This window comes from Vibrio sp. A2-1 (genome assembly GCF_021728355.1).
GTDB classification, from domain to species: domain Bacteria; phylum Pseudomonadota; class Gammaproteobacteria; order Enterobacterales; family Vibrionaceae; genus Vibrio; species Vibrio splendidus_K.
The window spans coordinates 1-18,904 of the sequence record NZ_JAKKCO010000010.1 but is presented as its reverse complement, the minus strand read 5'-3'; the positions used below and the strand labels follow the sequence as shown (position 1 = coordinate 18,904).

The 18,904-nt window shown below is 43.2% G+C and carries 14 protein-coding genes and 1 other annotated feature; of the genes, 5 read left to right on the top strand and 9 right to left on the bottom strand.

Annotated features, from left to right (window positions below; genetic code table 11):
* Window positions 1–140 precede the first annotated feature (140 nt).
* The 3 genes from L3V33_RS20745 to ettA form a co-directional block, all read right to left on the bottom strand.
* Window positions 141–1,151 carry a M23 family metallopeptidase gene (locus tag L3V33_RS20745; protein WP_017077738.1) on the bottom strand — a complete coding sequence of 337 codons (1,011 nt, stop codon included), beginning with the start codon at window positions 1,149–1,151 and terminating at the stop codon, window positions 141–143.
* Between the two features lie 48 nt (window positions 1,152–1,199).
* On the bottom strand, window positions 1,200–1,568 hold the full coding sequence (locus L3V33_RS20740; RefSeq protein WP_171308531.1) for a PilZ domain-containing protein: 369 nt from the start codon (window positions 1,566–1,568) through the stop codon (window positions 1,200–1,202).
* 90 nt (window positions 1,569–1,658) lie between these two features.
* Window positions 1,659–3,326: an energy-dependent translational throttle protein EttA gene (gene ettA / locus L3V33_RS20735; RefSeq protein ID WP_237291129.1), complete on the bottom strand. Its 1,668-nt coding sequence runs from the start codon at window positions 3,324–3,326 to the stop codon at window positions 1,659–1,661.
* Between the two features lie 264 nt (window positions 3,327–3,590).
* On the opposite strand from ettA, the gene sltY reads away from it, so the two are divergent.
* Both sltY and trpR read left to right on the top strand, forming a co-directional pair.
* The gene (gene sltY / locus L3V33_RS20730) at window positions 3,591–5,540 is read left to right on the top strand and encodes a murein transglycosylase (protein ID WP_237291128.1); all 1,950 of its coding nucleotides are present in this window, start codon (window positions 3,591–3,593) and stop codon (window positions 5,538–5,540) included.
* A gap of 172 nt (window positions 5,541–5,712) precedes the next feature.
* Entirely contained in the window at window positions 5,713–6,006 is a 294-nt protein-coding gene (gene trpR / locus L3V33_RS20725; RefSeq protein WP_017084809.1) for a trp operon repressor, read from the top strand.
* 124 nt (window positions 6,007–6,130) lie between these two features.
* Here trpR and yjjX read toward each other — a convergent pair whose 3' ends face one another.
* From yjjX to L3V33_RS20695, 6 genes are all read right to left on the bottom strand, one after another.
* Window positions 6,131–6,652 carry an inosine/xanthosine triphosphatase gene (yjjX, locus tag L3V33_RS20720; protein WP_004735037.1) on the bottom strand — a complete coding sequence of 174 codons (522 nt, stop codon included), beginning with the start codon at window positions 6,650–6,652 and terminating at the stop codon, window positions 6,131–6,133.
* Window positions 6,615–8,993 carry an EAL domain-containing protein gene (locus L3V33_RS20715; RefSeq protein WP_065207264.1) on the bottom strand — a complete coding sequence of 793 codons (2,379 nt, stop codon included), beginning with the start codon at window positions 8,991–8,993 and terminating at the stop codon, window positions 6,615–6,617. The genes yjjX and L3V33_RS20715 overlap by 38 nt, the downstream gene beginning before the upstream one ends.
* A 420-nt stretch (window positions 8,994–9,413) precedes the next feature.
* A complete protein-coding gene (gene pheA, locus L3V33_RS20710) occupies window positions 9,414–10,589 on the bottom strand; it encodes a prephenate dehydratase (RefSeq protein WP_004735035.1) in 1,176 nt (391 codons plus the stop codon).
* A 12-nt stretch (window positions 10,590–10,601) separates the two neighbouring features.
* Window positions 10,602–10,723, bottom strand: a sequence feature (Phe leader region).
* 110 nt (window positions 10,724–10,833) lie between these two features.
* Entirely contained in the window at window positions 10,834–11,169 is a 336-nt protein-coding gene (gene raiA, locus L3V33_RS20705; RefSeq protein WP_004735034.1) for a ribosome-associated translation inhibitor RaiA, read from the bottom strand.
* Window positions 11,170–11,593: 424 nt separating this feature from the next.
* On the bottom strand, window positions 11,594–13,018 hold the full coding sequence (locus L3V33_RS20700; RefSeq protein ID WP_338121297.1) for a lytic transglycosylase F: 1,425 nt from the start codon (window positions 13,016–13,018) through the stop codon (window positions 11,594–11,596).
* Between the two features lie 137 nt (window positions 13,019–13,155).
* The gene (locus tag L3V33_RS20695; protein ID WP_004735032.1) at window positions 13,156–13,884 is read right to left on the bottom strand and encodes an outer membrane protein assembly factor BamD; all 729 of its coding nucleotides are present in this window, start codon (window positions 13,882–13,884) and stop codon (window positions 13,156–13,158) included.
* A gap of 137 nt (window positions 13,885–14,021) precedes the next feature.
* Between L3V33_RS20695 and rluD the strand changes: the two genes are divergently transcribed.
* The 3 genes from rluD to clpB all read left to right on the top strand — a co-directional run bounded on the left by rluD (window position 14,022) and on the right by clpB (window position 18,455).
* Window positions 14,022–14,996: a 23S rRNA pseudouridine(1911/1915/1917) synthase RluD gene (gene rluD, locus L3V33_RS20690; protein ID WP_017077746.1), complete on the top strand. Its 975-nt coding sequence runs from the start codon at window positions 14,022–14,024 to the stop codon at window positions 14,994–14,996.
* Window positions 14,997–14,998: 2 nt separating this feature from the next.
* Complete coding sequence (pgeF, locus tag L3V33_RS20685; protein WP_237291127.1) at window positions 14,999–15,739, top strand: peptidoglycan editing factor PgeF; 741 nt, start codon at window positions 14,999–15,001, stop codon at window positions 15,737–15,739.
* A 142-nt stretch (window positions 15,740–15,881) separates the two neighbouring features.
* Window positions 15,882–18,455, top strand: a complete 2,574-nt coding sequence (gene clpB, locus L3V33_RS20680; protein WP_017077748.1) for an ATP-dependent chaperone ClpB — start codon at window positions 15,882–15,884, stop codon at window positions 18,453–18,455.
* Window positions 18,456–18,904: the final 449 nt, after the last annotated feature.

Here is an 18,904-nt window from a genome sequence, read left to right as displayed (position 1 = left end):
AAAGAGCGACCTGATGGTCGCTCTTTTTTTATCTAATTCAGAACTAAAAGTAGTTGGCCTACTGTAGGCTAAAAGCAATTAGATCATCATAGGCCAAACCAACAGAACTTGGCCATTAATAAATAGTTAGCCAGTAACAACTAGTTAGTCGTGATAGGTTTTTTGCTCTCTTCACTCGATACCGTGTCGATGGTCGAGCTAATGTAAGGCACGTTAGTCAGGTTGATCTGCAAGCGAACCACATTATCAATAAGCTGAACCAGTGGGCCCCACTTAACCTTTTTCTCTTTCTCGAACACGTAGTTGAAGTTTTCCGGTGTCCAATCCATCAAGTATTGAGGGTTCAGTGAACGACCAAGGAAGCGTACTTCATAATGCAAGTGTGGGCCGGTAGAGTTGCCTGAGTTACCACAGCTTGCAATCACATCACCTTTACTCACAAACTGACCGCTGCGAACTTTGAATTTTTGTAGGTGCGCGTAAGAACTCATGAAACCGAACGAGTGACGCATAGTAATAAAGTTACCGAAGCCTTTTTTACTTGGGCGTACCGTTTCAATGACTCCATCTGCGGGCGCTACAATATCTTCACCACGCTTACAAGTTAGATCGATACCAGTATGTACATGGCGTTTACCTGAAATAGGGTTAGTGCGGCTACCATAAGAAGAAGAGATACGTTGATAAGCCATAGGACTGTCGTTTGGAATCAAACGGAACATCGTCGCTCTTACTGCTGAATCTACCGCCGCAGCATCAATGCGATCTTCTAAAGAGATATCATCGGTAAGCAGTTCTTCATCGGCAAGACCCAGCACGGATTCCACATCAAATACACGCTTACCAAGCAGTTGAATGGTGCCTTCTTTTTCGGTGAGTGTTTGCGATAACGAGTGATTGGTTTCTACCTGTTCAGCATAAAGAAACTCGGTTTGCTCTTTTTCAACAATCAGCGTTTCAATTAACTGTTGTGCATCACCCGCTTGCATCGCGAGCTCTTGTTTACCTTCGAAGTGCATGTATGCAGCTCCGCCAATTAACAGCGGCACTGAAAAAATTGCAGTGGTACACATGAGCACGGCTTTTCGGCCGAAGTAAAACGTCTGTTCCCCATTGTTAGAGGGAATAGTAATGGAAATTTTTTTAGACATGGTTCTGTATTAACTAAATGCTTCTAATAGAAAAAGGTAATGGAGATATTATTCCTTACCTAAATCGGTAAGGTGTTCAATCTCTCTATAAAGCAGTTCATCGTCGCCGACATTAAGCTCAACAAGGCGCTTAAGGTGGCCAATACTATCAATATCTAAATGCTCTATGCGTAAACGCATTGAGGTATTGATGGTAGAGACTATCATTGCTTCTAACTGAATATTGATATCACTGTTGGTGAGCTTAAAGCTGACTTGAACAGGAGCATCGTGGCTGAGTTGCTGCCATTTATCACATTGAATGAGTAAACCATGGAGAGATAAGTCTTGCACTGAGCCTGATACATTTACTTGTCCTTGTGAGATCTCAGTCGGGACTTGATAAATAACTCGTGAAAATTGACGTCTTTCAAGCATAGGTAATTTCTCTATATCAATAGGTAAATAGTAAGCCAGATATATCAAAGGCCGCTATTATCGCGGCCTTTGTTCAAAATACAAGCTAATTTACTTAGCAATACGCTTGTACTTGATACGGTGCGGTTCAGCCGCTTGTGCGCCCAGAGTCTTCTTCAGCCACTCTGTGTACTCAGTATAGTTACCTTCGTAGAAGTTAACTTGACCTTCATCACGGTAGTCTAAGATATGGGTCGCAATACGGTCAAGGAACCAACGGTCATGCGAGATAACCATTGCACAGCCAGGGAACTCAAGCAGCGCTTCTTCAAGTGCACGCAGAGTTTCGACATCAAGGTCATTGGTTGGCTCATCGAGTAGCAGTACGTTACCGCCCGCTTTTAGCAGTTTCGCTAGGTGAACACGGTTACGTTCACCACCAGAAAGCTGACCGATGATTTTCTGTTGGTCGTTGCCTTTGAAGTTGAAGCGAGAGCAGTATGCACGAGCAGGGATTTCGAAGTTGTTGATCTTAATGATATCAGCGCCTTCAGAGATCTCTTGGAATACTGTTTTGGTGTCATCCATGCTGTCACGGAACTGATCAACAGAAGCAAGCTTAACCGTTTCGCCTAATTCAACTGTGCCTGAATCTGGCTGTTCTGCGCCGCTTAGCATCTTGAATAGTGTTGATTTACCCGCACCGTTGGCACCAACGATACCGACGATAGCGCCTTTAGGCATGCTGAACGATAAGTCGTCGATAAGAACACGGTCACCAAATGACTTAGTTAGGTTCTTAACTTCAAGTACCTTGTCACCTAAACGCTCACCTGGCGGGATGAACAGTTCGTTGGTTTCGTTACGCTTCTGGTATTGGCCAGTTGTTAGTTCTTCAAAACGAGCCATACGAGCTTTAGATTTAGCCTGACGGCCTTTAGGATTCTGACGAACCCATTCAAGTTCTTTCTCGATAGTCTTTTGACGTGCGCTTTCGCCTGATTTCTCTTGCTTCAGACGCTCATCTTTCTGTTCTAGCCAAGATGTGTAGTTACCTTCCCATGGAATACCTTCACCACGGTCAAGTTCTAGAATCCAGCCAGCAGCGTTGTCTAGGAAGTAACGGTCGTGGGTAATTGCCACAACAGTACCGCTGTAATCAACAAGGAAGTGCTCAAGCCAAGCCACTGATTCTGCATCCAAGTGGTTAGTTGGTTCATCAAGAAGCAGCATGTCTGGCTTCTCTAGAAGTAGACGACAGATCGCAACACGACGACGTTCACCACCGGATAGGAGTTCGATTTTCGCATCCCACTCAGGAAGACGAAGTGCATCAGCAGCACGCTCTAGAGCTGTCTCTAGGTTGTGGCCGTCTTTTGCTTGGATCAGCGCTTCAAGCTCGCCTTGTTCTTTAGCAAGAGCGTCGAAATCTGCTTCAGGTTCTGCGTAAGCTGCGTAAACTGCGTCGATACGCTTAAGTGCGTCTGCAACATCAGAAACCGCTTCTTCTACGATTTCACGCACTGTTTTTGATTCGTCTAGTACAGGCTCTTGCGGTAGGTAACCGACTTTAAGACCTTGTTGTGCACGAGCTTCACCATCAATATCAGTATCAATACCAGCCATGATACGTAGTAGGGTAGATTTACCTGAACCATTTAGACCCAAAACACCGATTTTAGCGCCAGGAAAAAAGCTAAGAGAAATGTCTTTAAGAATTTGACGCTTAGGTGGGACAGTTTTGCTCACCCGAGACATGGTATATACGTATTCAGCCATTGCCGATCGATCCTAATTTATTGTTCAAAATTGTCGTCTATTTTATACCAATATCCCCAAAGATGTTACTCCTAGGACAGAAAAGCCATTCTTGAACTAATCCTTACCTATTATTGTCACATTGGTCATTAAAACTATATTTAATAAGCTTCTGAGGCGAAGTGTTAAATATTAATAATATTTACACTCAATCTCTTTACATTTGATGTGATGTCGGGCGTAAATAGACTTCACGTATTCATACACGCACTAAGGAAAGAGCGAATGTTTTTCCGCATTGGTAATACGAAAATTGCTGTGGCTGCATCGGCAATTTTGTCTTCATTTTCACTGGCTCCGATGGCTATGGCTAGCAATGCCTCCGAGCTTGAAATGCAGCGTGATGTTTATGACAGAGCGCAAGAGATTTTAGACAACCGCGATCTAGAAGCTTATTCCGCGCTACGTAACAAAATTCAAACATATCCGTTAACGCCTTACACTGATTATCGCGCCTTCTTATTAGGCTTAGGTGATCGCACACCTGCTGAAGTGGATGCCTTTATTGAAGAGAATAAAGCCCTACCATTTTCGAATCGTATGCGTGCGCCTTATTTAGATTTATTGGCGGCTCAAAAACAGTGGAAGACGATCCTTGAGTTTCAAACCAAAGAGCCTGTTGGTGAAAAATATCAATGCATCTACTACCGTGCGAATTATGAACAAGGAAACAAAGAGCTCGCCTTCAAAGGTGCGAAGCAGCTTTGGTTGAGTGGCAGTGGTGTCGATGATAGCTGTGATCCGCTCTTCGAAAGTTGGGATGAGGCGGGTTTAAGAACGGATGAGCTGATATTACAGCGAATGCTATTGGCGTTTGATAAACGAAACGGCAAGTTAATGACCTATCTGATCAAGCAATTGGATCATGATGAGTCAATTGCTCAAGCTAAGCAGATGAAGGCGTTGTACAACAAGCCTGAAAATGTACTCGCGTTTGCTAAGAAGCACCCAGCGAATGAATTCTACCAAGCTCAAACCGAATTTGGTTTCGAGAAGCTAGCAAGGAAATCAGCAAGCAGCGCTCAAGAGGTTTTTGATGATGTTGTGAAAGCTCAAAAGTTTTCGAAAGAAAAATCCCAAGAACTAGCGGACTACCTAACGTTCCGCTTGATCAATACCGACTCTGAAGAGTTGATGGCGTGGCGAGACAAAATGCTCGAGAGTTCATCAAAGCAAGTCTTGTTGGAAAGACGTGCTCGCTTAGCTATTCAGCATGCAGATTGGACTGGCTTGAAAGAGTGGATTGCGCGCTTAGATGATAAGCATCAGGCTTCGCTTCGCTGGCAATATTGGCAAGGTAGAGCTGAGATAGCACTAGGCGATACTGCTGAAGGTAACAAGCGACTGTCAGACATTTTGGGGCAGCGTAATTTCTACAGTGTGGCGGCGGCTAAGCAATTAGGTAAGCCGGTTAGCTATCCAACGTCGACACTTAAATACAATGCCGAAATGGTGAAGCCGTTCGACACCTCTTTGGTTCGTATTGGCGAGCTGATTGACCGAGACAAAATTGCGGCAGCGAAGAGTGAATGGCGTTGGTTGTTAACCAATGCTGATAAAGATCAGAAATCAATGCTCGCAGCTCATGCTGCGACGCAGCGTTGGAACCACTTTACAGTGACTGCGAGCATCTCTGCGAAGATGTGGGACAACATCGCTTTACGCTTCCCTGTTGCTCATAAGTGGTGGTTTAACTTCTACGCAGAAAAGCACGATATAGACCCGATTACCTTAATGTCTTTAGCGAGGCAAGAGAGTGCGATGGATTCAGAGGCTCGCTCTCCAGTTGGCGCGCGTGGCATCATGCAAATTATGCCAAAGACGGCGCAATATACGGCTAAAAAACATAAGATTAAGTACCAGGACAGCGATGATCTTTATGATGTCGGCAAGAACATTGAGATTGGTAGCCACTATCTAGATGGCCTATTAGCTCAATATGATAACAACCGTATTTTTGCATTTGCTGCTTATAATGCAGGCCCGAGTCGTGTGAAACAATGGCGTTCACGCAGCGATGAAAAGCTCGATGCATTTGCTTTTATCGAAATGATCCCATTCAAAGAGACTCGGGGCTACGTTCAGAATATCTTGATGTTTGAGACTTACTATCGAGATATCTTGGGCGAGAAAGGGATGTTTTTAGCGCCTCATGAGGCCGAAACGAAATACTAGGTGTTCGGTACTTTCTCCGAAACTGAGTAATATTAAAGGCAGTGAGTGCGAACCAGTTCCACTTGCTGCCTTTTTACATTGGATCAAAGCAAGTGTTTCGGTATAAAGTGTTAAACGCTTTCAATCATTAAGCGGCTACTTCAAGCCAAAATTTAAAAGTAAGTGTAGAGATATGGCATCACAACCTGAATATGAGAATTGGCAACAACTAATGGATTTGGTAAAAACAGCGGCTGAGAAAGATCAGCATGAACTGTTGTTGACCATGATGATGACACCTGATGAGCGAGATGCTTTGGTCGCTCGAGTGAATATTCTTTGTGAACTCATGAAAGGGGACATGTCACAAAGACAGGTGAGCCAAATGTTAGGTGTGGGTGTGGCTACGATCACGCGAGGCTCTAATGAGCTAAAGGCTAAATCTGAGCAAGAGAAAGCGGCAATTGCAGAGCTGTTACTCAAGTAAGCATTTAAACAGTAAGCCTTAAGAACTTGATAAAAACGCTAACCATAGGTTAGCGTTTTTTGTTTTTATCCCGCTCAATGATATTACCTCTAGAGAGGCGAAATATCGTGTTTCTTAAACAAGACTAAGCAGGGAAGTGCTTAGGGTTAACAAATGGGATCAGCGCTAGGATTAAAGCTTGGCTATATACAGAGCTGCGAGATAGTTGGTTATGTGTCAATAAGCCAATCGCACCGCCTTTTTGTTTTATGTTGTCGGTGCCGAAGACTTCATCCATCACATCACCTAGCTCATTCGCATGCTGGAGTTTATCAAGCACAACGGGTGGCAGCATCAAGCTTGCAGATCGAGATTCTCCGCGCTGACCGTTTGCTTCAACGACCATCCAAGCAAATGTAACCTTTCCTTCTATTCCAGACTCTAATCCAACATAAAAATCCGCATCAGGTTGAGCTTGAGTTGCGTTGTGAACGCGATTTACCGCACCTTGATAGGTTTCGTCGTTGCTCATCGGTTGATCGGCGACACCGCTAGGGACGCTGATGCCTTTGAAATCAAATTCAGTATCAGGAAAAGCAGATAAGAATGCACTTTTAACGGCGTTAATTTTAGCTGGGTTCAGCGATGCGATGATTACAGATTTCATGTATTGGATTCTTTTTGTTATCGATTAAATTGAGTTGATGCTGTCGGTACCAATCACTCAGTTCTTCTAATGGCATAGGTTTACCGAAGTAATAGCCTTGTAGCATATCGCACTGTGCTTCTTGCAACCACTGATGCATGCTTTCAGTTTCGATGCCCTCGGCTGTGACCTTCTTACCCTGAGCATGACATAACCCGATAACCGGTTTTACTATGTTCTGATTATCGGTCTCAATTAAGGTGTCTAAAAAGGCTTTATCGAGCTTAATTTTTTGAGTTGGATACTGCACCAGTTGAGTGATGGAGGTGTAGCCAGATCCAAAGTCATCAATGGCTAATCGATAGCCCATATCAGATAGTTCGTTAAGCAGCGGAAAACCTTCAGAGTTTGAGTAAAAGGTTTCGGTAATTTCAAAATCAATCAAACTTGGCGGAATTCGATTTAAATCGGCGTGCTCTTTGATGAAGTCAGCAAGATCAGTCGTCTCAATCCCAGCAGAAGATAAGTTAATCGACAACTGAATTGCGTGATCAAACTGAGCCTGAAGTCGATGAAAAGAAGCAAATGCATTCTGAATGACCCACTGATCAACCTGATCGAATAATCCAGTTTGCTCGGCAATTGGAATGAATTCATCAGGTGGAACCAAGCCTAGTTGCTCCGAATTCCAACGTAATAACACCTCAACACCAATAACATGGGTTCCGGTTGAATCCATGTACGGCATATAAACGAGCCTAAATTCATCATCAAAGTTCTTGTCTCTGAGTGCGCGTTCAATGTTTGCTTGGCGTTGAATCGCTTTGTCTAAATCTCGTGAATAGTCAGCAAATTGGTTTTTACCTGCGCGTTTGGCTTGGTACATCGCGGTATCAGCGTTCGACAATAGCTTTTCGATGGAGTGGCCATCATTGGGGTAGGTAGCAATACCAATACTGACCGTGATCGGAAAGCTCCCTGATTCTGTGATAAAACCTTTTTGTAGTGGCGTCAGTAAGCTATCAGAGAATCTATGCGCGATATTCCCTTGGCGAGTAGGCGCGTTAATGTACACAACGAACTCGTCTCCAGAAAGTCGGGCTGGCATACAATGAGCGTCAAACTCTGTTTTATAGTGGCTACAAATATCTGAAATACGCTGAGCAAAACTGACTAGAATGGAGTCGCCGATTTGATGTCCATATTTGTCGTTCACAAACTTGAAGTTATCTAGGTCAAAGTAGAGAACCCAGGTTTTGGTATTCGAGCTAGGCTTGGGTAATGATTGCTGAACGAAGGTTTGAAATTGATGCCTATTGGCTATTTGGGTTAATTGATCATTCTCGGCCAATAGCTTGGTCTGTTGGTAGGTGTTATCTAACTCTTGGTACATGTCATAAAAACGCTGTGATAGGCGGCCAAGCTCATCACGAGTGCCTAAGCGTTCGATGTTCTTACGTTGTTTTTTTTCGACTTGCTGCAGTTGTCGGTCGAGTCGTGTTATCGGGGATATCACACTGCGAGACAAAAGCATGAGTAGCAGAGCAACCGTCACAAACGCGGATAGTGCAAAGGACAAACTCAGCTTATTCCAAATTGATTCGAGCTTGTTTTCCAATAGGAATGGCGCCGGGTCAACTGTGGCGTATAGTTCTGGCGCAAGCTTGACTGAGTGGGTGACATTATTTTCCAGAGAAACCGCTATAGATGTGAAGAATAAGCTGGTTTGGTAGTCGAACTCTATCTGTTTTCTCAGCGCATTAAATTTATCGAGAGAGACTGACACAACAACAAAGAACACATCGTCGGGGTGATTGTTTGCGGTTGGGAAAATCGTTTTTTTGTCTACCTTTTCGTAGTGAACCAACATCCCTTCACCTTGAGAGTTTTGAATATAGTTGGTACTTGATGCTGCTAAGGTGTCTTGATAGTACTGATCCACAAAATCCAATATTTTGCTGTCAATCTGAGTGCGTGAGTCGCTGTTATTATCAGCGTAATAACTCAACTTTCGCTGACTATTGAGAAGCGCTAACCCGGTATAGCTTTCATCGTCATCTTGCAAGAAGTGTATGGCTTCTCGAAGGTTACTAACCAGTTCAAGATCGCGAGATAAGTTTTGTTCAGTGAGAAAGTAACGCTTCACCATGTCACTTTGGGTCAAGGTGTAAGAGTAGCTATTTAGGAACGAGCGAGACTGTCGAAAATATCCTGCCAACTTTTCCATGTTCAGCTGAAGTGCGTTGTCTTCGCGTTTGATAAAACTGCTTTTCTGCGTTGAATAAATAATATAGCTAGAAGCTGCGGTACTGATCAGTATCACAGGGGTTATCAGTAGTAAGATTTTCGTACTTAGCTTCATAGTTAATGACAACACTATTTATAATTTAAGCGCGTAAGTTTATGTTACTTAATACTTACTCGCTATTAATTACACGTAGTTCGATGATTTCCTGTGAAGGGGGTAAGGTTTTGTCTTTATTGATAAAAAAGCCACTAATGAGTTTTTTGTTAAGAAGGTGTTGAATGGTGTGGGTTGGAAGGCATGTACAGCCAGTGAAATAATCGAGTCATGTCTTAGGAATACGTAGTGTGAGTATTCCTGAGTACGAGTTATTCCACTAGCCGTAGGTTTTAGCATTTGGCCTACTGTAGGCCAAATACTTATAGCAGATTTAAACTTATGCCAGCTTTAAACGTTTGTTCGTTAAAAACTTATGTTCGCCAACAGCTTATATTCGCTGAAAACTTATGTTTGTTAAGAGCTTATGTTCGTTGAAAGCTATGACAACTTAACCTGCGTCGCTTTGATGTTTTCACTTGGATAACAACCCAACACTTTAAGGTGACGAGTAATGGCAGTTAGTTCTGTTATCGCTTGCTGCATATTATCTGCATCCAAGTGTGCTTCTAAATCAACGTAGAACATCTCTTCCCATGGGTTGCCCATGATAGGACGAGATTCCAGCTTAGTCATGTTGATGCCCAAGCGTTGTAGGATTAGTAGAGTTTCTACCAAAGAACCCGCCTCTTGAGAAGTCGACATGATCAGTGTCGTTTTAGCTGGGATTTGAGTTGATACTTCTACCGGCTTACGCGCCACAACGATGAAACGAGTGTGGTTCTCAGTTTGGTTTGCAATGTTGCCTTGGATTGGCTGAAGCCCATAAAGCTTGCCGCTCGATGCATTGCCAATTGCTGCCACATCATCGCCCTCCAGATCTTTCACTTTCTTCATTGCGTCAGCCGTACTTGCGCAAGACTCAAGGCTAACACCTTTAAGACGACTCAAAAACTCACTGCACTGTTGGTGAGGTTGAGGGTGTGAATAGAGGGTTTTGATGTCTTCTAAACGAATATCATTTTTCGCAACCAAGCAGTGTTCAATTGGTTGAGACAGTTCACCAACGATATAAAGCGTTGTGTGTTGCAGTAGGTCGTAGACCTCGTTGATTGAACCTGAACTGGTGTTCTCAATCGGCAGCACACCGTAATCTGCATGACCAGACTCCACCGTCGATGCCACTTCTTTGAAATGATTGCAGTTAAGCTCTATCAATTCCATATTCTTACGGCTGAAATATTCACGGCTAGCAAGATGAGAATATGATCCCTTAGAACCTAAGAATGCAACCCGAGCCAGAGGTTTACGGCTTTGCGGGTTCGCTAGGTTTTGTAAGTATGACTGCTGTAGTAAAACGGAATCTTCGATGATGGTGTGAAACAGTTTAGTAATGTACTGCGCATCAAGTTCGTATTTATCTTTGCCGTTGTTAATCAGCTTAACCAGAAGCTGCTGCTCACGAACGGCATCGCGTACAGGTTTTGATGTTTCTACCTTGCTTTTCGCAACTTCGATACTGAGTTTGCGACGTTCGGAAAGTAAACTCAGCAGTTCGTCATCTAAATCATTAAGACGAAGGCGGATATCATCCAGTGAAATTGAGCGGTCAGTCATAAATGTGTCCTTATAAAAAAGCCTCCCTAGTGTGGGAGGCTTCTTGTTCGTTTTTGACTTGTTTTTCTAAAACGACTCAGCCTCCGATTTACGGAAGAAAAAAGAAGTCAAAAATAAACAAAGATTGAGTGTGCATAAAAAGTGATTGTTTTATGAATGTTTAAACACAATAAGCAAGCGAGCTACGAGCGTCAAGCAAAAAAATAGCGCCCTGAGGCGCTATTTTTTAATCTGTTCTCTTTCCTTATTCTACTTCAGCCTCTAGCTCTTCGATTTCAGGCTTTTCAGCGCGGCGCGCTTCAGGTTTATGGCGTAGCTTGTTGAGTTGACGCTCTAGTTTTTGTTCTACTTCGTTGATAGCTACGTAGAGGTCGTCATGGATTGATGAAGCAACAAGTTGGCCTTTTGGTACGGTTAGAACCGCTTCAAATTTTTTCTTCTTGTTTGGTTCTTCGCTAAAGCTCGCTTGGCAGCCAATGATGTCTACTTGCCATTTATCCAGCTTTTTAAATTTGCTTTCTATGTGATCACGGATTGCAGAGGTAATGTCGATGTTTTTACCAGTGATGTTCATTTTCATAGAAGTTTTCCTCTGTTGTATCCCTCATGGGTTAACTTCAGATTACGACTTTTAGGAATAAAGAATGTGATCTAGATCTTGTTTTGGTTGGGTGGGATAAGCATTAAAATCAAATGTGATCTCACGCAAGTCTTAGTATCTTTTTGGCGAAAAATGCTTGTTATCTCTATGAAAAACGATAACTTGGAGGCAAGGCTTCGCTAAAAATTAAACCAGTTTTTAGGGGCGCCTTACAGCTTATTGAAAGTGTTTGATTGAAATTTACTCAATAGTGTTTTGTGATGTAGATCTCGTGATATATATCACTATGTAAGCTTTCTCTGAATTTGATAAGCAAAAGCCGCATAAGTTTTCTTATGCGGCTTTTGTGTTTTTAATTTTCCTTAGCACCTTTGATCCTCAGGCTCTTAGGGTTGAAGACAAACTAATCGTTGGTTTTTAGTAGTCTCGCTGTCCCATTTTCTCGGATAGCATTGATAGCTTGTAACTGCTTATAGATTACAAAGTAACGGTTGATGTTGGCGACATAGGTCACCGGTTCTTTGCTCACGTATTTACGAGTGATGATTTCTACGTTTTTAAACCAGATGTTTGGGTTGTAACCTTTCTGCTTGGCAATGCGCCTCATCTTTCTGATCTTAGCTGGACCAGCGTTGTAAGAAGCCAAAGTGAAGTAGATTTGATTATCTGGCGTAATGGCAGGGTCGTCAAAATACCGGTCCTTAATGAAACGCATGTATTTCACACCCGCATGGATGTTGTTATCCACCTTATGTATGTTTTTGATATTGACGTTTTTGTCTTTGGCGGTACTTGGCAACACCTGCATCACACCAATAGCTCCACGATGAGAAACTCTGCTTTGATCCAGTCCAGACTCTTGGAAACCTTGTGCAGACATCATCAAAGGGTCGAATTCGTATTTACTCGAATACTTTTCAAAAACATCTGACAGCTTAGCCACTCGGTCTATTTTATTTGGGTTGAGCGCTCTACCTAACCAGCGAGTGTTGTCGATGTATTTCTGATAGATAACATTTCCGAGTAGGGTACCTGTTCGTGCCGTCTTGACGTATTTGTTGATCTCTTTTTTTAGTTGAGGGCTATTTTTTCTTAATGCCCATGCTATTTGGCCATTTTCACGTAAGGGTAAATCGTGATGGACCTGAATGTTTTCCATTACGTCAGTCCATAACTTTGCTTTATGGCTATCTAGGATTGTGCCTTGTATATAGCCTTGGTTGACCAACTCTATCAGCTCGTAGTCTTGTAATGACTCCTCAATAAAGTGGACATGCAGCGGTGGTAAGTCTAATTCATTAAGTTCTTTATTGACTCTTTGTACACTCTCGAAGTAACTCGAACTCGCACGGATCCAAACCTCTTTACCGCTCAGTTGCTTGATTTCGGTGATAGGGGCTGAATTCTTTCCTGTGATAATCAGCTCTTTTCCATCTTTAATCATTGGGTCGGAAAAATCGATGATTCGCAATCGCTTGTCGGTGATCGTCAGGTTCGCGACAGCGACGTCTCCATAACCAGATTCTAATGAGGGAAGTAGATCATCTCGCTGCACTGGGATGATTTGAACATTGAGGTAAGGGTGTTTCTTACGAAGGCTCTTCTCAAAGTGGTAGAGCATTTCAGCCACGATGCCTTTTGGTTTGCCATCCTCGATATAATAAAAACCAAGATCAGCAGACACGAGCACTCTAACCGTCCCTTTGGTTTTGAGCACATCTAAGTCACCCATGTAAGGCTTGTTGCTTAACGGGGACAGTTCTAATGCGTAGGATAATTGGCTAAATAGCGATATCCAGATAAATAATAACAACCTACTCACATCCACACTCCATGTTGATGTTTTGTTAAAAGTTATCTTTTGAAGATACCGTGTATTATGCGATTCATCAAGTTTACGAAATTAAGTTCAAAAAAAACGCGCTAATAAATTAGCGCGTTTTCGAATAAATATGACAACGTTGATTAAGGCAGTGGGTTTAACTCAATCAATTTTTCTGTTCTTGAAGCTGCGTCTTCTAAACCTAGTTGTTTATAAGCTTCTAACTGAATATCCAAAGACTTACGTGCAGCAATGGTGTCTGGGTAAGTCTTCTGCAGCTCTTGTGTTCGGTTTACAGCTGCAATCCAAGCTTCACGGCGTAGGTAGAAATCAGCGGTTGCTAAGTCATACTCTGCGAGGCGGTTCTTAAGTGCGAACATGCGTTTTTGCGCATCTTCCGCATAAGGGCTGCTAGGGAAGCGTTCCAGTAGTCGTTTGAAGTCAGCAAACGCGAGTTTCACTGGCTCTGGATCTCGGTCACTACGGTCGATATTAAAAATGTCGTGCATGAAGTTACGGTCTTGTGCCATGTGCGTTAGGCCGCGCATGTAAAGCACCCAGTCTTGTTTTTCATGAGTCGGGTTTAAGCGTAGGAATCGAGAAATGGTGGCAAGGCCTAACGCCAAGTCATCATTTTTGTAGTACGCGTAAATCAGATCTAGCTGTACTTGTTCCGAATAGGCGCCGAATGGGTAACGAGAGTCTAAAGCTTCTAGCTTTTCGATTGCAGAAAGCCAGCTACCGCTCTGTAGGGACTCTTGAGCGTCAGAGTAAAGAACCGATGGTGGTACATCCGGTACTATTTCTTCAGTACTTGAACAGCCAACTAAGAGTGATACGGCTAATAGACCGGATAAAGTAAGGTGTTTCATGTCAGGCGTCGATTCCTTGAATTAAATATTTCGTAAGCTTCCGTTACTTTCTAACCAGTAACAGATACAATGATGCAATTATTCTATTTTATCCATACTAATGGGTATTAGTCTCACGGTTTTTAAAAAAGTTCGATATGGCTCAGCAGATAACATTAACAGACACAGTAAAAAGCAGCCAGTTAGGTCAACGTTTAGACCAAGCTGTCGCTGAACTATTTACCGATTTTTCTCGCTCTCGTATTAAAGAGTGGCTTCTTGACGGCAAAATCCAAGTGGATGGCGAAGTTATCACTAAACCGCGCACCATAGTTTTGGGCGGTGAAGCGATCATCCTACAAGCGGAGCTTGCAGATGAAGAGCGCTGGGAAGCACAAGATATTCCGCTAAACATTGTCTATGAAGATGATGATTTATTGGTTATCAATAAGCCTCGCGATCTGGTTGTACACCCAGGCGCAGGTACGCCGGATGGAACCATACTAAACGCATTGCTTTTCCATTACCCTCAGATTGCAGAAGTACCTCGTGCGGGTATTGTGCACCGTCTTGATAAAGACACAACCGGTCTTATGGTTGTGGCTAAGACGGTTCCAGCTCAAACTCGCCTTGTACGTGCTCTTGCTAAACGTCGTATTACTCGTGAATATGAAGCAATTGCTATTGGTAAAATGACCGCGGGTGGTGTGGTTGAGAAAGGCATTAGCCGTCATGCAACTAAACGTACTTTAATGGACGTGAATGAATTAGGTAAGCCTGCGGTAACTCACTACCGTGTTGCGGAGCACTTCCGCGAACATACTCGTATTCGTCTACGCCTAGAAACGGGTCGTACTCACCAAATCCGTGTTCACATGTCATACCTTCAGCATCCGCTGTTAGGTGATATTGCATACGGTGGTCGTGCACGTATACCAAAAGGTGCATCTGAAGAGCTGACGACAATGATTCGTTCTTTTGATCGCCAAGCGCTGCATGCTGTAATGCTTAAATTTGTTCACCCTATTACTGGTGAAGAAGTTGAGTTCCACGCACCTGTGCCAAATGACATGGTTGTGATGGCAGAAGCATTACGTGTTGATGCTCGCGAAAATCACGAAGACGACATTTAATCATGTCAATGATCATCCCTGACTGGAACGCTCCTCAAAACGTGAAAGCATTTGCTTCGAGTCGTTTCGATGGTTGTTCTACGGGTGCTTATCAAGGGTTAAACCTCGGTATGCACGTTGGGGATGATACTTCGCTTGTTGAAAGCAATCGAGCATGGCTAAAGCAACAATCTAAGATGCCCACGGCTCCAGTATGGCTAAATCAAACTCACTCAACGGATGTCGTTACGGTTTTAGAACCGGTGACGAATGTTCTTGATGCTGATGGTGCATTTACCTCTGCAAAGGGTGTTGTGTGTTCAGCGATGACGGCTGATTGCTTGCCAGTAATTCTTACTGATACCAAAGGCACTCAAGTCGCGGCTGTTCATGCGGGTTGGCGTGGTCTTGCTGGTGGCATTCTTGAAAATGCCGTCGCAAAGTTTTCAAATCTAGATTCAGATAATCAGATCATGGCTTGGCTTGGCCCTGCAATTGGCAAAGATGCATTTGAGGTTGGCAACGATGTGTTGGAAGCTTTTGTTCGTTTTGACCCTCAAGCTAAATTAGCATTTCAAGCCAAAGCTGAACCTGGCAAATGGCTGGCAAACATGTCTCAACTCGCGACTCAACGATTAATGAAAGTTGGCGTGACTTCAGTGACAGACTCGAATCTATGTACATACGCAGATTCAGATGCTTTCTATTCTTATCGCCGTGATGGCATTACTGGACGTCAGGCTACATTTATTTGGTTAGAGTAATCTCTGGCTAGCACAACCACTCATCCAGCTCATTTATATTTTCATATAAGCTCTATTCTTCACTCTTATCCCTTGAAAATCCGCGTTACCGTATCCATCTTCTAACCATAAGATAAACATATCTAAGAGTAGGAAGGTTGGCATGCGTCTCGATCGGTTCACTAGTAAATTCCAAATTGCGATATCTGATGCTCAGTCGCTCGCATTAGGTCGTGATCACCAATATATAGAACCTGTACACCTAATGGTGTCTTTGCTTAATCAAGATGGCAGTGCGATTCGTCCATTGCTTACTATGCTGAACATTGATGTTGTTCAATTGCGTTCTAAATTGAGCGAAATATTAGACCGAGTGCCAAAAGTAAGTGGTATTGGTGGTGATGTTCAGCTTTCGAATGCCATGGGAACGTTGTTCAACCTATGTGACAAGGTCGCGCAAAAGCGCCAAGACAGTTACATATCTTCAGAAGTATTCCTACTCGCTGCAATTGAAGACAAAGGTCCTTTAGGGAACTTACTTAAAGAGTTAGGCCTTACTGAGCAAAAACTATCTCAAGCTATCGAGCAAGTTCGTGGTGGTCAAAAAGTCGATGACCCGAATGCGGAAGATAGACGCCAAGCATTAGAGAAGTTCACCATTGATCTGACTGAAAGAGCAGAGCAAGGCAAACTAGATCCTGTGATTGGTCGAGACGATGAAATCCGTCGTACTATCCAAGTACTTCAACGCCGTACTAAGAATAACCCCGTTATTATTGGTGAACCTGGTGTCGGAAAAACGGCAATCGTTGAAGGTTTGGCGCAGCGCATTATCAATAATGAAGTACCGGAAGGCTTGAGAGGGCGACGAGTTCTTTCATTAGACATGGGCTCTTTGATTGCAGGTGCTAAATATCGTGGTGAATTTGAAGAGCGCTTGAAATCGGTTCTCAACGAATTATCGAAAGAAGAGGGCAACATTATTCTCTTCATCGATGAAATTCACACCATGGTAGGAGCAGGTAAAGGCGAAGGCTCTATGGACGCCGGTAATATGCTGAAACCAGCATTGGCTCGTGGTGAGCTGCATTGTGTAGGCGCAACGACACTCGATGAACATCGTCAGTATATAGAGAAAGATCCTGCATTAGAGCGTCGATTCCAAAAAGTGATAGTCGATGAGCCAACCGTTGAAGACACAGTTGCGATTCTTCGTGGTTTGAAAGAGCGCTATGAACTTCACCATCATGTAGAAATTACTGACCCAGCTATCGTAGCGGCGGCAACGTTATCTCATCGATACGTTTCAGATCGTCAGTTACCAGATAAGGCGATTGATCTCATTGATGAAGCGGCTTCGAGCATTCGTATGCAGATCGATTCAAAACCTGAGTCGCTAGATAAGCTCGAGCGTAAAATCATTCAATTGAAGATCGAACAGCAAGCTCTCACTAATGAAAATGATGAAGCCAGTGAAAAGAGGCTTCGCACGCTGCAAAGTGAACTTTCTGAGAAGGAGCGGGATTTTGCAGAGCTTGAAGAAGTTTGGAACGCTGAAAAAGCGGCGCTTTCCGGGACGCAACATATCAAATCAGAGTTAGAACAAGCTCGTATGGATATGGACTTTGCAAGGCGTGCTGGCGATCTTAACCGAATGTCTGAATTGCAATATGGTCGAATCCCAGAGTTAGAGAAGCAGTTAGACCTCGCGACTCAAGCTGAAATGCAAGAAATGACCTTATTACGTAATAAGGTAACTGACGCTGAAATTGCCGATGTTCTTTCAAAGCAAACCGGCATTCCGGTTTCTAAAATGCTAGAGGCAGAAAAAGAGAAGCTTCTGAAAATGGAAGGTGTTCTGCATAAGCGGGTTATTGGGCAAGCCGAAGCGGTAGAAGTGGTATCGAATGCGATTCGTCGTAGTCGTGCTGGTTTATCCGATCCAAATAAGCCGATTGGTTCTTTCTTATTTCTTGGTCCAACGGGCGTAGGTAAAACCGAACTGTGTAAAACATTGGCTAACTTCATGTTTGATAGTGACGATGCCATGGTTCGTATCGATATGTCTGAGTTTATGGAGAAACACTCAGTGGCTCGTTTGGTTGGTGCTCCTCCAGGTTACGTTGGGTATGAAGAAGGTGGTTACTTAACTGAAGCTGTTCGTCGAAAACCTTATTCTGTGATTCTGCTTGATGAGGTAGAGAAAGCGCACCCTGATGTTTTCAATATTCTATTGCAGGTTTTAGATGATGGACGATTAACCGATGGACAAGGTCGCACGGTCGATTTCAGAAATACCGTAGTGATCATGACATCTAATCTTGGCTCTTCGAGAATTCAAGAAAACTTCAATACGCTCGATTACCAAGGAATAAAGAATGAAGTGATGGAAGTGGTAGGTAAGCATTTCCGCCCTGAGTTTTTGAACCGTGTTGATGAAAGTGTCGTGTTCCATCCATTAGGCCAAGCTCACATCGAGTCAATAGCCGCTATTCAGCTTGAGCATTTGAAGAAACGAATGGAAGACAACGGCTATGAGCTTGAAGTTTCGGACAAAGCACTGAAGTTGATCTCTCAAGTCGGTTTTGATCCTGTCTATGGTGCGAGGCCTCTTAAAAGAGCAATTCAGCAGAGTGTTGAGAACCCATTAGCGAAAGCGATACTTGCAGGGAAAATCAATCCGGATAAGAAAGTGCAGCTATTAGTGAATAACGACCGAATTATTGCTCACCAATAATCAAGGTAAGAACGATAGGTACGATTAGTCGAAATTAAGACGTAATCGTACCTATTTTGAACGCTTTGTGTGAATAGTGTCCGAACGATCGCCTGCTGCGGTCTTTTTTCGTTTTTGGCCTTGTGCAAAGGGGGATTCTCTCTATAATGCGCCTCCGTTGCCAGGGATAACTAAGCGGTTTGAACTAAGTAACGAGACGACATTAAGCATTTAAGATGCTTTGAAAAATTAGCTGGAAAAAGTGTTTGACACTGGAACCCAATTCGCTAGAATGGCCGTCCACTTAGAGAGGCTCCTTACTAAAAGGAACGCTCAATAAGTAAAGCTCTTTAACAATTTAAACCTATCAATCTGTGTGGGCACTCGTTGATGAATATCAAAACGTTTTATCTTCCCTTTTTATTAAGAGAAGTAAAACAGATTCCTCGGAATCAACTTTGGTTTCAATG

Excerpts from the sequence above, each read along its gene's own strand:
- L3V33_RS20745 (WP_017077738.1), bottom strand. The coding sequence starts at position 1,151 with ATGTCTAAAAAAATTTCCATTACTATTCCCTCTAACAATGGGGAACAG.
- L3V33_RS20740 (WP_171308531.1), bottom strand. The coding sequence starts at position 1,568 with ATGCTTGAAAGACGTCAATTTTCACGAGTTATTTATCAAGTCCCGACT.
- ettA (WP_237291129.1), bottom strand. The coding sequence starts at position 3,326 with ATGGCTGAATACGTATATACCATGTCTCGGGTGAGCAAAACTGTCCCA.
- sltY (WP_237291128.1), top strand. The coding sequence starts at position 3,591 with ATGTTTTTCCGCATTGGTAATACGAAAATTGCTGTGGCTGCATCGGCA.
- trpR (WP_017084809.1), top strand. The coding sequence starts at position 5,713 with ATGGCATCACAACCTGAATATGAGAATTGGCAACAACTAATGGATTTG.
- yjjX (WP_004735037.1), bottom strand. The coding sequence starts at position 6,652 with ATGAAATCTGTAATCATCGCATCGCTGAACCCAGCTAAAATTAACGCC.
- L3V33_RS20715 (WP_065207264.1), bottom strand. The coding sequence starts at position 8,993 with ATGAAGCTAAGTACGAAAATCTTACTACTGATAACCCCTGTGATACTG.
- pheA (WP_004735035.1), bottom strand. The coding sequence starts at position 10,589 with ATGACTGACCGCTCAATTTCACTGGATGATATCCGCCTTCGTCTTAAT.
- raiA (WP_004735034.1), bottom strand. The coding sequence starts at position 11,169 with ATGAAAATGAACATCACTGGTAAAAACATCGACATTACCTCTGCAATC.
- L3V33_RS20695 (WP_004735032.1), bottom strand. The coding sequence starts at position 13,884 with ATGAAACACCTTACTTTATCCGGTCTATTAGCCGTATCACTCTTAGTT.
- rluD (WP_017077746.1), top strand. The coding sequence starts at position 14,022 with ATGGCTCAGCAGATAACATTAACAGACACAGTAAAAAGCAGCCAGTTA.
- pgeF (WP_237291127.1), top strand. The coding sequence starts at position 14,999 with ATGTCAATGATCATCCCTGACTGGAACGCTCCTCAAAACGTGAAAGCA.
- clpB (WP_017077748.1), top strand. The coding sequence starts at position 15,882 with ATGCGTCTCGATCGGTTCACTAGTAAATTCCAAATTGCGATATCTGAT.